The sequence below is a fragment of the Actinomadura alba genome, assembly GCF_014323705.1.
Taxonomy (GTDB): domain Bacteria; phylum Actinomycetota; class Actinomycetes; order Streptosporangiales; family Streptosporangiaceae; genus Actinomadura_C; species Actinomadura_C alba.
Genome location: NZ_JABVEC010000015.1, coordinates 48,741 through 63,794, shown reverse-complemented (window position 1 = coordinate 63,794; position 15,054 = coordinate 48,741). Strand labels below are relative to the sequence as shown.

At 73.1% G+C, this 15,054-nt stretch carries 8 protein-coding genes; 4 read left to right on the top strand and 4 right to left on the bottom strand.

Annotated features, from left to right (window positions below; translation table 11 throughout):
- Positions 1–22: 22 nt before the first annotated feature.
- Positions 23–799 carry a siderophore-interacting protein gene (locus HKK74_RS20350; RefSeq protein ID WP_312881639.1) on the bottom strand — a complete coding sequence of 259 codons (777 nt, stop codon included), beginning with the start codon at positions 797–799 and terminating at the stop codon, positions 23–25.
- Between the two features lie 192 nt (positions 800–991).
- On the opposite strand from HKK74_RS20350, the gene HKK74_RS20345 reads away from it, so the two are divergent.
- The 3 genes from HKK74_RS20345 to HKK74_RS20335 all read left to right on the top strand — a co-directional run bounded on the left by HKK74_RS20345 (position 992) and on the right by HKK74_RS20335 (position 5,672).
- Positions 992–2,677, top strand: a complete 1,686-nt coding sequence (locus tag HKK74_RS20345) for an ABC transporter ATP-binding protein (protein ID WP_187244850.1) — start codon at positions 992–994, stop codon at positions 2,675–2,677.
- Positions 2,678–2,730: 53 nt separating this feature from the next.
- Positions 2,731–4,515 carry an ABC transporter ATP-binding protein gene (locus tag HKK74_RS20340; RefSeq protein WP_187244849.1) on the top strand — a complete coding sequence of 595 codons (1,785 nt, stop codon included), beginning with the start codon at positions 2,731–2,733 and terminating at the stop codon, positions 4,513–4,515.
- Between the two features lie 86 nt (positions 4,516–4,601).
- Positions 4,602–5,672, top strand: a complete 1,071-nt coding sequence (locus HKK74_RS20335) for an iron-siderophore ABC transporter substrate-binding protein (RefSeq protein WP_187244848.1) — start codon at positions 4,602–4,604, stop codon at positions 5,670–5,672.
- Between the two features lie 92 nt (positions 5,673–5,764).
- Here HKK74_RS20335 and HKK74_RS20330 read toward each other — a convergent pair whose 3' ends face one another.
- Positions 5,765–8,098, bottom strand: coding sequence for an ATP-binding cassette domain-containing protein (locus HKK74_RS20330; protein ID WP_187244847.1), 2,334 nt, complete (start codon positions 8,096–8,098; stop codon positions 5,765–5,767).
- Between the two features lie 172 nt (positions 8,099–8,270).
- Here HKK74_RS20330 and HKK74_RS20325 point away from each other — a divergent pair, with 172 nt between their 5' ends.
- A complete protein-coding gene (locus tag HKK74_RS20325; protein WP_187244846.1) occupies positions 8,271–9,038 on the top strand; it encodes a MerR family transcriptional regulator in 768 nt (255 codons plus the stop codon).
- Here the strand turns inward: HKK74_RS20325 and HKK74_RS20320 are convergent.
- Entirely contained in the window at positions 9,016–9,225 is a 210-nt protein-coding gene (locus HKK74_RS20320) for an MbtH family protein (RefSeq protein ID WP_187244845.1), read from the bottom strand. The two genes, HKK74_RS20325 and HKK74_RS20320, sit on opposite strands and share 23 nt — an antisense overlap.
- Positions 9,222–14,930: a non-ribosomal peptide synthetase gene (locus tag HKK74_RS20315; protein WP_312881637.1), complete on the bottom strand. Its 5,709-nt coding sequence runs from the start codon at positions 14,928–14,930 to the stop codon at positions 9,222–9,224. Before HKK74_RS20315 ends, HKK74_RS20320 begins: the two co-directional genes overlap by 4 nt.
- Positions 14,931–15,054: the final 124 nt, after the last annotated feature.

The following is a 15,054-nucleotide window of genomic DNA, read 5'->3' as shown; positions in this document are numbered from 1 at the left end:
CGACCGGCGGCCCGAGCGCCGTTCACTCGTCGTACTCGGTCTTGCCCAGGCGCCAGTAACCCGAGAAGCAGATGTCGGCGCGGTCGATGCCGCGATCGTTGACCAGGTGGCGGCGCAGCGCCTTGACCATCGCGGCCTCTCCCGCGATCCAGGCGTACGGCCGGCCGTCCGGCAGGTCGGCGGCCCGCAGCCGGTCGACCAGGAGGGCGCTGCGACCGGCCGGGACACCGTCGCGATGCAGCCACTCGACCCGGACATCGCCGTCGGTCGCGAAACGCTGCTCCTCCGCGGCGTCGGCGACCTCGACGAACACCCTGGCCCGCGCACCGGCCGGCAGCGTCTCGATGATGGCGGCCATGGCCGGAAGCGCCGTCTCGTCGCCCGCGATGAGCCGCCAGTCGGCGGCCGGGGACGGGTCGTACATCGCGCCCGGGCCCCACACGCCGACCTGGTCGCCGGGCTTGGCGCGCGCCGCCCAGCGGGACCCCGGAGCGGTGTCGCCGTGCAGGACGAAGTCGATGTCGATCTCACCGGCCTCGGGGCGGTGCCGCCGGACCGTGTAGGTGCGGAATACGGCTCGCACGGCGTCCGGATCCGCACCCCACCGGCGCCACCAGTCGTCGCCGGTCGGGTAGACGGGGCGATGCTCGCCGGGCAGCGGGAAGAACAGCTTGACCCAGTGGTCCAGCCCGGCACCCCCGAACCCCTCCAGCCCACCCAGCGTGACGCGGACCGTCTGCGGCGTCGGCCGCGTGGTCCGGGTCACCTGCGCCATGAAGTGCTTGTACGGGGAGCTCACTCCGCCTCCGAATGCGGCCTCTGGACGAATCGCGGCGAGGGATCCGGCATATTTCCACCGGTAACGCCGCTCGGCACCTGATTAGGTTAGCCTTAGCTAATCCCTTGCGCACCCACGTGCGAGTCCCACTGTCACGGACTCCGCACGGGCGCACGGAGTCCGTGAATCGGCGACGCGCGAACGACCGGAGGTATGAGGGTGCGCACCGGCAAGGACGTTCTCGGCCGTGCCATCGCCGCCCAGTGGCGTCCCGTCACCGCCGGGTCGCTGATGGCGGCCGCGCACCAGGCGGGCGAGGCGCTGGTGCCGGTCGTCGTCGGCGTCGTCATCGACCAGGCGGTCTCGGGCGGGGACCCCGGCGCGCTCGTCCGCTGGATCGCGGTGCTGGCCCTGGTTTTCGTGGGGCTGTCGTTCAGTTTCCGGTTCGGTTCCCGCGCCGCCGAACGCGCCGCCGAACGCGCCGCGCACGACCTGCGGATCGAGCTGACCGAACGGGTCCTCGATCCTCGGGGAGGAGCCGAGACCGGCCGCCTGCCGGGCGCACTCGTCAGCATCGCGACCGCCGACGCCAAACGCGTCGGTGCGGTGAACATCGCGGTGACCGCCGGGACGGCCGCCGCGGCCGGGCTGCTCGTGGGCGCTGTGGCGCTGCTCTGGATCTCGGTGCCGCTCGGCCTGCTCGTCCTGCTCGGTGCTCCCCCGCTGCTCTGGCTGGCGCACCTGCTGGGCCGGCCGCTGGAGCGCCGCAGCGCCGTCGAGCAGGAGCGGGCGTCGCACGCGTCCGGGATCGCCGCCGACCTGGTCGCGGGCCTGCGGGTGCTCAAGGGCATCGGCGCCGAGTCCGCGGCGGTCACGCGCTACCGGCGCACCAGCCGCGACTCGCTGGCCGCGACGCTCCGCGCGGCGCGCGCCGAGGCCTGGCACGACGGCTCCGTGCTCGCGCTGACGGGCGTCTTCATCGCCGTCGTCGCGCTGGTCGGCGGACGGCTGGCGGCGGCGGGTGACATCAGCGTCGGTGGGCTCGTGGCCGCCGTCGGGCTCGCCCAGTTCCTCCTCACGCCGCTGTCCATCTTCTCCTGGGTCAACACGGAGTTCGCCCAGGGCCGCGCCTCGGCGGCCCGGGTCGCCTCCGTGCTGTCGACGCCCCCCACGGTGACACCCGGCACCGGCCGCGCGCCCGCGCCGGTCCGCGGCCACGTCCGGATGCGCGGCGTCGCGCACGCCGCGCTGCGCGGGGTGGACCTCGACGTCACGCCCGGCGAGCTGATCGGCGTGGTCGCGCCCAACCCCGCCACCGCGACCGCGCTGCTGCAGTGCCTCGGCCGTGACGTGGATCCGGTGTCGGGTTCGATCGAGCTCGACGGGGTGAGCCTCCCCAGCCTCGAACCGGGCGACCTCCGCGCCGCGCTGCTCGTGGCGGCCCACGACGCGGAACTGTTCGAGGGCAGCCTGCTCGACAACGTCACGGCGGCGACGGACCGGACCGACGTCGAACCGGCGCTCACGGCCTCGGGCGCCGACGAGGTCGCGCGGAACCTGCCGCAGGGCACCGCGACCGTTCTCGCCGAGCGAGGCCTGACGCTGTCCGGTGGTCAGCGCCAGCGGGTGGCCCTCGCACGCGCCCTGGCGGCCGACCCACCGGTCCTGGTCCTGCACGATCCGACCACGGCGATCGACACGGTCACCGAGACCCGCATCGCGGCCGGGATCAGGAAGGCCCGGCGCGGGCGCACGACGATCGTGGTGGCGACCAGTCCCGCGCTGCTGGCCGAGACCGACCGTGTGGTGGTCGTGGACGGCGGCGTGGTGACCGCCGAAGGCACCCACGCCGACCTGATGCGCGACCACGAGACCTACCGGACGACGGTGTCCGCCTGAGCCGGCGCCCGGACCGGCGCGTCCGGCGCACGCACTACCGAGAGGAAGACCTGATGACCGTGGCGGGACGGCCGGCGGCGGAGCCGGCCCGCGAGCTGCTGCCCACGGCCACCGGGGCGCGGACCCGAGCGGCGGTGGGCGAGTTGTTGCGACCGCACCGCCGGCTCGCCCTTGGCGGGTTCGCCGTACTGGTCACGGCGACCGGCGTGGGCCTGCTGACCGCCCCCCTGCTCGGCCACATCATCGACCTGGTCGCCGAGCGCCGCCCGGCCGACGCCATCACCACTCCGGTCATCCTGCTCGTCGTGATCGCGATCGCCCAGGGGGTGACCACCGCCCTCGGTCTCTCCCTGGTGGCCCGGCTCGGTGAGAGCATGCTCGCGGGGCTGCGCGAGCGGTTCGTCGAACGGGCCCTGCACCTCCCTCTCGACCGGGTGGAGCGGGCCGGCATCGGCGACCTCACCGCGCGCGTCACGGGCGACGTGTCGGTGATCGCCGAAGCGGTCCGCAACGCGCTTCCCGAACTCGCCCGCTCGGTGCTGACCATCGCCCTCACTCTGGTGGGCCTGGCCGTCCTGGACTGGCGGTTCTTGCTCGCGGCCCTGCTCGCGGCACCGATCCAGTTCCACACGGTCCGCTGGTACGTCCGCCGCGCGGTTCCGCTCTACGCCGCGCAGCGCGTCGCCGTCGGGGCACAGCAGCAGCAACTGCTCGGCACTGTCGGCGGCGCCGCGACCGTACGGGCGTTCCGGCTCGCCGGGGAGCACACCGGCCGGGTCCGGCAACGCTCGCAGGCCGCGGTCGACCTCGCCCTGCGCGGCATCCGGCTGGTCAGCCGCTTCTACGCCCGGCTCAACCTCGCCGAGTTCGTCGGGCTCACCGCCGTGCTCGTCACCGGCTTCCTCCTCGTACGGAACGGGAGCGTCAGCGTGGGCACGGCGAGCGCCGCCGCGCTCTACTTCCACAGCCTCTTCAACCCCATCAACGCCGCGCTCGGCCTCGTGGACGACGCGCAGGCGGCCACGGCCGGGCTCGCCCGGCTCGTCGGGGTGGCCGACCTGCCGCTTCCGCCCGAGCCGCACCGGCCGGCGGAACCGGCCGACGCGTCGATCGACGCCGCCGGGGTCGGCCACGCGTACGTGCCCGGCCACCAGGTGCTGTACGACATCGACCTCGGCATCAGCGCGAAGGAGCTGGTGGCCCTGGTCGGCGCCAGCGGCGCCGGCAAGACCACCCTGGCCAAACTGGTCGCGGGCATCCACCGGCCGACCAACGGGGCCATCGCGCTGGGCGGTGTCGACCTCGGCGCACTGGATCACGCCACCGTACGCGCCACGGTGGCGCTCATCACGCAGGAGGTCCACGTGTTCGCCGGGTCGCTCGCCGAGGACCTGCGGCTGGCCCGGCCCGGCGCGACCGACGGCGAGCTGCGCTCCGCGCTCGAGCACGTCGGCGCGCTCGCGTGGGCCGAGGCGCTGCCCGATGGGCTGGCCACGGTGGTCGGCGCGAGCGGGCACCGGCTCACCGTCGCCCAGGCGCAGCAGCTCGCGCTGGCCCGGATCGTCCTCGCCGACCCGCCCATCGTGATCCTCGACGAGGCCACCGCCGAGGCGGGCAGCGCGGGCGCACGCGCCCTCGAGGCGGCGGCCGCGCGAGCGATCGAGGGTCGCACCGCGCTGGTCGTCGCCCACCGTCTCACCCAGGCCGCGGCCGCCGATCGCGTCGTCGTGATGCACGACGGCCGCATCGTCGAGGCCGGGCGGCACGAGGACCTCGTCGCCGCGGACGGGCGCTACGCCGCGTTGTGGGAGGCGTGGTCGGACCAGCGCCGGTCCTGAGCTCCACGCCCACCCCGATGTTGCCCGTCAGTGGCCGGACTAGTTAGGTTAGGCATACCTAATTTTGCTTGACGGTAAGGATCACCATGAAGCGTCCCCGTACATCGGGACCGTTCCTGCGGCGAGCCCGTCTCGCCGGCCTGTTCACCTCGCTGGCGCTCGCCCTCACCGCGCTGACCGCCTGCGGCGGCGGCTCCGAGTCCGAGACGTCCGCGCCCGCCGCGTCCGGCGGCACGGCATTCCCCGTGACCGTCCAGCACAAGTACGGCAGCACCACGATCACCAAGGAGCCCAAGCGGATCGTCACGGTGGGGCTGACCGACCAGGACGCCCTCCTCGCCCTCGGGGTCGTGCCGGTCGGCGCCACCGAGTTCGACGGCGGCTACCCCGGTGCCATCGGCCCGTGGGCCCAGGACAGGCGCGGTGGCGCCGCTCTGCCCGAGGTGCTCAAGGACACGGGCGGCGGCCCGCCGCTCGAGAAGGTCGCGGCCCTCAAGCCCGACCTCATCCTGAGCCTGTACGCGGGGACCACCAAGAACACCTACACGACCCTGTCGAAGATCGCGCCAACGGTCGCGCAGCCCAAGGAGTACGCCGACTACGGCATCCCCTGGCAGGAGCTGACCAAGACGGCCGGCCTGGCCATCGGCAAGAGAGAGCAGGCCGAGAAGGTCGTCGCCGATCTGGAGGCCCGGCTCGCCAAGGAGCGGAAGGACCAACCCGAGTTCAAGGGCAGGACCGGGCTGCTCGCCACGCCCTACGACGGGCACTTCGTGTACGGGGCCCAGGATCCCCGGTCGCGCGTGCTGGCGTCACTCGGATTCACGATCCCCGCCGACCTCGACAAGGTCATCGGAGCCAAGTTCGGCGCCAACATCAGCCGGGAGCGCGTTGACCTGCTCGACACGGACGCCATCGTCTGGATCGTGCCCGACGTCAAGGCCGACCGGTCCAAGCTGCACGCCGACCGGCTGTACGGCGCGCTCGAGGTGGCCGAGCAGGAGCGCGAGGTGTTCCTCGACGAGAAGTCGAGCTACGGCCACGCGGTGTCGTTCGCCTCGGTGCTCAGCATCCCGTACGTCCTCGACCGGCTGGTCCCCCAACTGGCCAAGGCCGTCGACGGAGACGCCGCCACCAAGGTCGTCCCGGCCACCTGACGGCACCGGAGGAGCATGGCGGGACACGCGACCGCCTCGGCCCCGCGAACAACTGCATGATCACGGCTCCAGAAGCCGTGTCGCGGCTGGGTCTACGCCCGCGGGTCTCCCAGATAGGTGCGCAGGTGCCGGGCCGTGAGCGAGTCGCCGTGCGAGACCAGGTCGGCGGGCGTGCCGGTGAACACCACCCGGCCGCCGTCGTGACCGCCGCCCGGGCCGAGATCGATGAGCCAGTCGGCGTGGGCCATCACCGCCTGGTGGTGCTCGATGACGATGACCGTGTTGCCGTCGTCGACGAGCCGGTCGAGCAGGGCCAGGAGCTGGTCCACATCCGCGAGATGCAGGCCGTTGGTCGGCTCGTCGAGCACGTAGGTCACCGCGTCGTCCGCCATCCGGATGGCCAGCTTGAGCCGCTGCCGCTCGCCTCCGGACAGGGTCGTCAGCGGCTGGCCCAGGCCGATGTAGCCGAGGCCCACGTCGGTGAGCCGGTCGAGGATGGTCCGGGCCTGGCCGGTGGTGAAGAAGTCGCGGGCCTCGGTCACCGACATGCCCAAGACCTCGCTGATGTCCTTGCCGCGCAGCTTGTGGGTGAGCACGTGCGGGGTGAACCGCCTGCCCTCGCACTCCTCGCAGACCGACGCCACCGCGGCCATCATGGCCAGGTCGGTGTAGACCAGCCCGATGCCCTTGCAGTTCGGGCAGGCGCCCTCGGAGTTGGCGCTGAACAGAGCGGCCTTCACCCCGTTGGCCTTGGCGAACGCGGCGCGGATCGGGTCGAGCAGCCCGGAGTAGGTGGCCGGGTTGCTGCGCCGTGACCCGCGGATCGCCGACTGGTCGACCACGGCAACGCCGTCCCGATGCGGAAGCGAACCGTGGATCAGTGAGCTCTTGCCCGACCCGGCGACGCCGGTGACCACCGTGAGCACGCCGAGCGGGATGTCGACGTCCACGTCCTTGAGGTTGTGCAGGTCGGCACCCCTGATCGGCAGGTGCCCATTGGGCCGCCGCACCCGTTCGCGCAGCCGGGCACGGTGATCCAGGTGACGCCCGGTCAGGGTGCCCGAGCCGCGAAGCCCGGCGACGTCACCGGTGAAGCACACCTGTCCCCCGGACGAGCCCGCCCCCGGACCCAGGTCGACCACGTGGTCGGCGATCTCGATCGTCTCGGGCTTGTGCTCGACGACTAGGACCGTGTTGCCCTTGTCGCGCAGGCGGAGCAGCAGGCCGTTCATCCGCTGGATGTCGTGCGGGTGCAGCCCGATGGTCGGTTCGTCGAAGACGTAGGTGACGTCGGTCAGGCTGGAACCGAGATGCCGGACCATCTTCACCCGCTGGGCCTCCCCGCCGGACAGCGTGGCCGACTCCCGGTCGAGGCTCAGATACCCCAGGCCGATCTCGACCAGTGAGTCCAGGGTGTCGCCCAGCGCTCCGAGCAGCGGGCCCGCCGACTCGTCCTCGATGCCGCGGACGAAGCCGGCCAGGTCACTGATCTGCATGGCCGAGCACTCGGCGATGTTGCGGCCGTTGATCCTCGAGGACAGCGCGGCGGCGTTGAGCCTGGCGCCGCCGCAGGCGCGGCAGGCGGTGAACGTCACGGCCCGGTCGACGAACGACCGGGCTTGGGGCTGCATCGACTCCCGCTCCTTGGCGAGGAAGAGCCGTCGTACCTTCACCACGAGGCCCTCGTAGGTGATGTTGGTGCCGCCGATCTTGACCTTCGTGGCGGGCTTGTACAGGAGGTCCTCCCACTGGGCGGGGGTGTAGTCCGCCAGCTTCAGGTCGGGATCCACGAAACCGGAATGGATGTAGGCCTGGACGTACCACGAGTCCACGGCGAATCCGGGAATGGTGATCGCGCCGTCGTTGAGTGAACGGTCGACGTCCACGAGCTGGTGGACGTCGATGTCCGATACCCGGCCGAGGCCCTCGCACTCGGGGCACATTCCGTCGGCGGTGTTGAAGCTGAAGGCGGTCGAGGTGCCCACGTGGGGGGTGGCGAGCCGGCTGAAGATGATCCGCAGCATGGTGTAGGCGTCGGTCGCCGTGCCGAGCGTCGATCGGGCGTTGACGCCCATCCGCTCCTGGTCGACGACGATCGCCGCGCTCAGGTTGCGCAGGGCGTCGACGTCCGGGCGGCCCATGCTCGGCATGAACGACTGGATGAACGCCGTGTACGTCTCGTTGATCAGGCGCCGCGACTCCGCGGCGATGGTGCCGAACACCAGGGAGGACTTGCCCGACCCGGAGATCCCGGTGAAGACGGTGAGCCGGCGCTTGGGGACGTCCAGCGAGACGTCCCTCAGATTGTTCTCCCTGGCGCCGCGAACCTCGATCACATCATGACCGTCGGCAGCGTGCCGCCCTCCGGCCGGCACCGTACCGGCCTCGGGAGCGTTCGATTGAACCTGGACCGGTGTGTGCTGCATGAGAACCCTTCAAAGATCGCAGGCGGAAACCGCCGACTGCTCGGTCGGGGGATTTATCCGCTTCAATTCTTTCATTAAGTCGCTCATAGAGGGTTTTCGGCGAAATACAGCGACCGTCCTGCGATTCCATCATCAAAAGGCTCAAATCCACGTGAAGCGATAAGCTCATCGCATGCCGAGCGGAGAGCCACCAGAGGGCGGCGGCCCCGAGGGCAGGTTGCGGGCCACCGATCTCGCTCGGACGGCCGGGATCTCGGTGCAGCAGGTCCGCAACTACGTGGACCAGGAGGTCCTCCCGCCGGTCCAGCGGGCGGCGAACGGCTACCGGGTCTTCACCGGCGAGCACGCCGAGGCGCTCGTCGCCGCCCGGCTGCTGGCCGAGGGCCACGGCTGGTCCCGTACCCGGGAGATCATGCGCGCGGTCCACAGGGGCGAAGTCGAAAGCGCGCTGGCGTCACTCGACCAGAGCCACGCCGAGCTGGACCGCGAGCGCGCCGAGATCGACAAGGTGCTCGGCGCGTTCGAGACCGTCGTCTCGACCTCCGCCGAGGTCGGGCCGGTCCCTCGCCGCGGGCTCCGGATCGGTGAGGTCGCCAGGGCCGTCGGCGTCCGCACGTCGTCGCTGCGGGTGTGGGAGGAGCGCGGACTACTCCGGCCGGGCCGGGAGAAGGGCACGGCCTACCGCGTGTACGACGAGTCCGAGCTGCACAAGGCCCGGATCGTCGCGCTGCTCCGGCGCGGCCTGTACCCGTTCCCCATCATCCAGGCCGTCCTCGACGAGCTGCGTACGACGGGCAGCCCCGAGCGCGTCCGCGCCGAGCTCGCCAAACGCGAGCAGGAGCTGCACCGTCGCAGCATGCGGCGGCTGCGCGGCTCCGCCGCCCTGTACGCCTACCTGGAGCGCGTCGCCCCGGGGGTCACTCGCCCATCGCCTCGATGAGGCTCTTCGGGCGCAGGTCCGTCCAGTTCTCCTCCACGTACGCCAGGCACGCCTCGCGGGAGTCCTCGCCGAACGCCACGGTCCAGCCGGCCGGCACGTCGACGAACGACGGCCACAGGGAGTGCTGGCCCTCCGCGTTGACGAGCACGAGGTAGCGGCCAGCGGGGTCCTCGAACGGGTTGGTCATGAGTCGTTCCTCCTGGAGTCGTCACCCGCAGGTGATCTTCTTGATGGGCCGGCACCGGCGGTGACCGCCGAGAGCGGGCGCTCCGGATGGTCGACCGCGGCCTCGACCGCGAGCACCAGGTCCGCGGCAAGGCGTGCCACGGTCGCCCGGTCGAAGCGGTCGACGGAGTACTCGAGCAGGCAGTGCACCGGCCCGTCGTCCGGGGGCTCGTAGAAGCTGAGGGTCAGATCGGCTCTGAGCGCCCCGGTCGGCACCGGCTCGAACCGCGCGCCGGCCCCGCCGAGATCGGCGAGTCGCGCCGCCTCGTGATGGACGACCATCACCTGGGGGGCGAGCGTGCGCGGTGCGGCCTCGCCCGCGCCGAGCGCCGCCACGACCTGGTCGAACGGGACGTCCTGCCGGTCGAAGGCGCTGAGGTCGGTCTCGCGCACGCGGGCCAGCAGGTCGAGGAAGCGCGGGTCACTGGAGGTGTCCGTGCGGAGCACCAGGGTGTTGGAGAAACACCCGACCAGCCCGCCCAGCGCCTCCTCGGTGCGGCCAGCGACCAGAGTGCCGATCGGCAGGTCCTCCCCCGCCCCTTCGCGGGACAGCAGCGTGGCCAGCGCCGCCTGCAGGACCATGAACATGCTCGTTCCGGTCCGCCGGGCCAGCCGGTCGACGCCGCGGTGCAGCCGCCGGTCGAGCACGACCTCGACGAAGTCGCCGCGATGGGACGGCACGGCCGGCCTCGGTCGGTCCGTGGGCAGCGCCAGCTCGGCGGGGACGTCCCGGAGGGCCGCCCGCCAGTAGCCGATCTGCCGGGCGCACCTGCTGTCGGGATCGGCGGGTTCGCCGAGGAGCTCCCGTGACCACAGCGTGTAGTCGGCATAGCCGACCGGCAGCGGTTCCCAGCCGGGAGCCCGCCCGTCGCCGCGGGCCGCGTAGGCGGTGGCGAGGTCGCGCACCAGCGGCACGATGGACCACTCGTCGACGCCGATGTAGTGCCCGGTCAGCAGCAGCACCTGCTCGCCGCAGTCGCCGGTCAGCAGGCGGGCGCGGAACGGCGGCTCGTGCGCCAGAGCGGGACCGGTACGGACCAGCGCGGCCAGCCGGTCGCCGATCGCGCCGCAGCGGCCGTCGCGGCCGCCGTCGCAGGCACCGTCGCACTGCACCGTCAGCACTTCCGCGCCCGGTGCGGGCGACGCGGCCGCCACCCGCTGCCAGAGCTCCGGATCCGGCCCGTCCGGCCGGTCCGGCCGCCGCGCCCGATGGGGCCGGTGGGGCCGGTCCGTGCCGGTCTCGGCGAAGACGGTACGCAGGGGTTCGTGCCGTTCGACGACATCGCGCAACGCCGCCCGCAGCGCACCGGCGTCCAGAGGCACGGGCGAACGCAACGCCACGGCGATGTCCCAGGGCGCGTTCCCACCGGCGGCGCGGTGCAGCGCCCACTGCCGTCGCTGGGCCGGGGCCGCCGGGAGCCGCTCCGGCCGTTCGACGGCCCTCAGCGGCGGGCGGCCGGCCGTGGCGCCGGCCAGCCGGCCGGCCAGCGCCGCCACCGTGGGGGCGTTGAAGACGTCGCGTACGGTCAGGTCCACGTCGAGCGTCGAGCGGATCCGCCCGAGCAGCCGCATCGCCGCCATGGAGTGGCCGCCCAGGGCGAAGAAATCGTCGTGGACCCCCACCTCGGGCAGCGCGAGGATCTCCGCGAACAGACCGGCGAGCAGGTGCTGCTCGGGTGTCGTGGGCAGATCCTCGCCGGTGCGGGCCGACCAGTCGGGCGCCGGCAGCGCGCGGCGGTCGAGCTTGCCGTTCGGCGTCAGCGGCAGCGGCCCCGGCAGCGCCACGATCGTCGCCGGCACCATGTACTCCGGCAGGAACCGCGCCACGTGAGCACGTACGTCTGCGGTGTCGACCGGCCCGGCCGCCGGGGCGGCGTAGCCGACCAACCGGATCACCTCACCGGCCCGGTGGACCACCACGGCCGCCTGCGCCACGGCCGGATGCCGGGTCAGCGCCGCCTCGATCTCACCGGGTTCGATCCGGAAACCGCGGATCTTGAGCTGGTCGTCCACCCTGCCGAGGAAGTCCAGGGTGCCGTCAGCGCGCCACCGCGCCCGGTCGCCCGTACGGTACATCCGCGCGCCCGGCGGGCCGAACGGGCACGCGACGAACCGTTCGGCGGTCAGACCCGGTCGGCCCAGGTATCCGCGCGCCAGGCCGCGCCCGGCGACGTACAGCTCCCCGGCCACGCCCTGCGGCACCGGGCGCAGGGCGGCGTCGAGCACAAAGGCGCGGGTGTTCGGGTCGGGACGGCCGATCGGCACCGCGCCCCGCCGGCCCCGCTCGGCCGTCCAGAGCGTGGAGTTCACCGTCGCCTCGGTCAGCCCGTACGCGACGAACAGGTTCAGCCGCTCGGCCCACCGGTCGACGACCTCCGGGGGGACGGTCTCGGTGCCGACCAGCACGGTCGAGCCCTCGGGCAGCTCGCAGCCGGCCGGCAGCGCCGACACCAGCGACGGGGGCAGGATCATGTGCGTGACGCCCTGCTCGCGGATGAAGTCGGTGAGCGCCGGGCCCGCGACCCGCGCCTCGTCCGGCATGAGGACGAGGCGGGCGCCGGTGCACAGGGACATCGCCAGTTCGAAGACGGCCACGTCGAAGCCGACCGACGCGAACTGCAGCACCCGGCTGCTCGCCTCGACGCCCATCCGGTCGACGGCGGTGGCGACCAGGCTGCCGATCCCCTCGTGCGGGACGACGACGCCCTTCGGCCGGCCGGTCGACCCGGACGTGTAGATGACATAGGCGGCGGAATCGAGCGGGACCTCCGCGCCGCGCGACTCACTCGCCTGGACGTCCCCGCCCTCGACGGCGCCGTACCCGTCCCCAGCGCCGTCCGGGTCGTCGAGCAGCAGCCGGCTCACGTTCTCGACCTCGGGGATCCGCCCGGTCACGCTCTCGGTGGCGACGACCAGCCGAGCACCGGAGTCGGCCAGCATGTACGCGATGCGGTCGGCGGGATGCGTCAGGTCCAACGGCAGGTACGCCGCTCCGAGCCTCAGCACGCCGAGCACGGTCGCGACCATCTCGACCGACCGGGGCACGGCGACGCCGACGACGCTCCCGGGGCCGGTCCCGTGCCGTTCCAGCCTCCGCGCCACACGCTCGGCCTCGGCGTCCAGCCGCGCGTACGTCACCGACCTCGCCCGGTCGACCGCGGCGATCGCGTCCGGTGTCTCGGCGACCCGCCGGTCGAACAGCGCCGGCAGCGACGCCTCGGGCACCGACCGGTCCGTCGCGTTGAAGACCTCGACCACGCGGTGCCGCTCGGCGGGGCCGAGCACGTCGATCCGGCTCACCGCCACCGCCGGGTCGGCCGCCACGGCGTCGACCAGCCGGCTCAACCGGTCACCGAGACCCTCGGCGGTCGCCCGGTCGAACAGGTCGGTGCGGTACTCCAGCAGGCAGGCGATCCGGCCCGTGGCACCGTCCTCGGCGAAGGAGAACACCAGGTCGAACTTGGCCGTCTCGGTCTCGAAGTGCTCCTCTTCGACGTCGAGCCCGGCCAGCTCGAACCCGCCGCCGATGCGGTTGCGGTAGCCGACCATGACCTGGAAGAGGGGGTTACGGCCGGGTGAGCGTGCCGGGTTGACCGCCTCGACGACCGCGTCGAACGGCACGTCCTGGTGGGAGAACGCGGCCAGGTCCGTCTCGCGCACCCGGGCGACGAGCTCGGTGAAGCTCGGGTCGCCCGAGACGTCGGTGCGCAGCACGAGCGTGTTGACGAAGAAGCCGACGAGGTCGTCGAGCGCGTCGTCGGTCCGGCCGGCGACCGGGGCGCCGAGCGGGATGTCCTCGCCCGCGCCCAGCCGGTGCAGAAGCGCGGCCACCGCCGCCTGCAGCACCATGAACATGCTCGCCCCGGTCTCGCGGGCCAGCCGCCGCAGTCCCCGGCACGACTCCGGGTCGAGCTCGACCTCGAGATCGCCGCCGTGCGACGCGGGCCGCGCCGGATGGGCGCGGTCGGCGGGCAGCTCCAGCTGCTCGGGGGCTCCGCTCAGAGTCTCGCGCCAGTAGTGGAGCTGGCGGGCGGCCAGGCCGCCCGGATCCGAGAGGTCACCGAGCAGCCGCCGCTGCCAAAGCGTGTAGTCGGCGTACTGGACCGGCAGCGGAGTCCAGCCGGGAGCGCCGCCCCTCCGGCGGGCGGCGTAGGCCTCGCCCAGGTCCCTGAGGAACGGCCGGTCCGACCACTCGTCCGTCGTGATGTGGTGCAGCAACAGCACGATGACGTGTTCGTCGGGGCCGGTCTCGGCGATCGTCACGCGCAGCGGCGGCTCGGTGGCCAGGTCGAAGGGCCGGGCGACGGCGTCGCGGACCAGCCGGGCCACTCCCCCGGGCTGCTCGGAAACCTCGGCGGCCGGGATCACCTCGACCACCGGCCGTGCCTCACCGGCCGGAAGCACGCGCTGGTACGGCACGCCCTCGCGTTCGCCGATGAGGGTGCGCAGGGCCTCGTGCCGTTCCATGACGTCGCCGAGCGCGGCGCGGAACGCGGGGACGTCGAGCGCCCCCCGCACCCGGGCGACCAGCGGGAAGTTGTACGCCGCCGAAGCGCCGTCCATCTGCTGCAGCAGCCACAGCCGGCGCTGCGCGAACGACAGCGGCGGCTCGGCCGGCCGGTCGGCGGCGGTCCCGCGGGTCAGCGCGGGGCGGGCCGGCCCGCCGTCCGCACCGGCCCGGACGACCAGCTCGGCGACGGTCGGAGCCTCGAACAGGTCGCGGATCGCGAGCTCGGCGGCGAGTGCCGTGCGCGCCCGGCTGATCAGCCGGGTGGCCAGCAGCGAGTGGCCGCCGAGGTCGAAGAAGCCGTCGTCGATCCCCACCCGGGCGTCGTCGCCGAGACCGAGGACCTCGGCGAACAGCTCGCAGAGGATCCTCTCCTGCGGTGAGCGCGGCGGGCGGCTCCGCGCGGACGCCGTCACCGCCGGCGCGGGCAGCGCGGCGACGTCGAGCTTGCCATTGACCGTCAGCGGCAGCCGCTCGACCGGCATGAGGGCGGCCGGCACCATGTAGTCGGGCAGGCGCGCCTTCAGGTGCGCGCGCAGCGCCGCCGTGAACGCGCCGTCGGCCGAGCCGTCCGCACCACCGGTCGAACCGGTCACACCGTCCGCCGTGTCCGCGAGTTCACCCGGATCGGTCCCCTCGCCCCGGCGGACCACGTAGCCGATGAGGCGCTTGACGGAGCCGGGGCCGGAGCCGTCGGCGATCACCGCGGCGTGGGCCACCTCGGGATGCTCGGACAGGGCGGCCTCGATCTCGCCCGGCTCGACCCGGTAGCCCCGGATCTTGACCTGGTCGTCGGTGCGGCCGAGGAAGTCGAGGTTTCCGTCGGGCGCGCGCCGCACCAGGTCTCCGGTCCGGTACATGCGGGCGCCGGGCACGGCGGCGAACGGGTCGGCGACGAACCGGTCCGCGGTGAGGCCGGGTCGGCGGTGGTAGCCGCGGGCCAGTCCGACGCCGCCGATGTACAGCTCTCCCGGGGTTCCGGGCGGCACCGGCCGCAGCCAGGTGTCGAGCACGTAGGCACGCGTGTTGAAGATCGGCCGCCCGACGGTCGGCGTGACGCTGTCGGCGGTCGCGGCGCCCAGCGTGTTGATGGTGTACTCCGTCGGCCCGTACAGGTTGTACCCGGCCGTTCCCTCTGTCTCGCGCAGGCGGGTCCACACCGTGTCGGCACCGCCTCACCGCCCAGCAGGACCAGCACGGGCCGGTGCCGCCACCCGCCCGCGCCGGCCGCGCCGACCGGATCGTCTGAGCCGCTCGAGCCGCCCGAGTCGTCGCCGGCGTCCG

Excerpts from the sequence above, each read along its gene's own strand:
- HKK74_RS20345 (WP_187244850.1), top strand. The coding sequence starts at position 992 with ATGAGGGTGCGCACCGGCAAGGACGTTCTCGGCCGTGCCATCGCCGCC.
- HKK74_RS20340 (WP_187244849.1), top strand. The coding sequence starts at position 2,731 with ATGACCGTGGCGGGACGGCCGGCGGCGGAGCCGGCCCGCGAGCTGCTG.
- HKK74_RS20335 (WP_187244848.1), top strand. The coding sequence starts at position 4,602 with ATGAAGCGTCCCCGTACATCGGGACCGTTCCTGCGGCGAGCCCGTCTC.
- HKK74_RS20330 (WP_187244847.1), bottom strand. The coding sequence starts at position 8,098 with ATGCAGCACACACCGGTCCAGGTTCAATCGAACGCTCCCGAGGCCGGT.
- HKK74_RS20325 (WP_187244846.1), top strand. The coding sequence starts at position 8,271 with ATGCCGAGCGGAGAGCCACCAGAGGGCGGCGGCCCCGAGGGCAGGTTG.
- HKK74_RS20320 (WP_187244845.1), bottom strand. The coding sequence starts at position 9,225 with ATGACCAACCCGTTCGAGGACCCCGCTGGCCGCTACCTCGTGCTCGTC.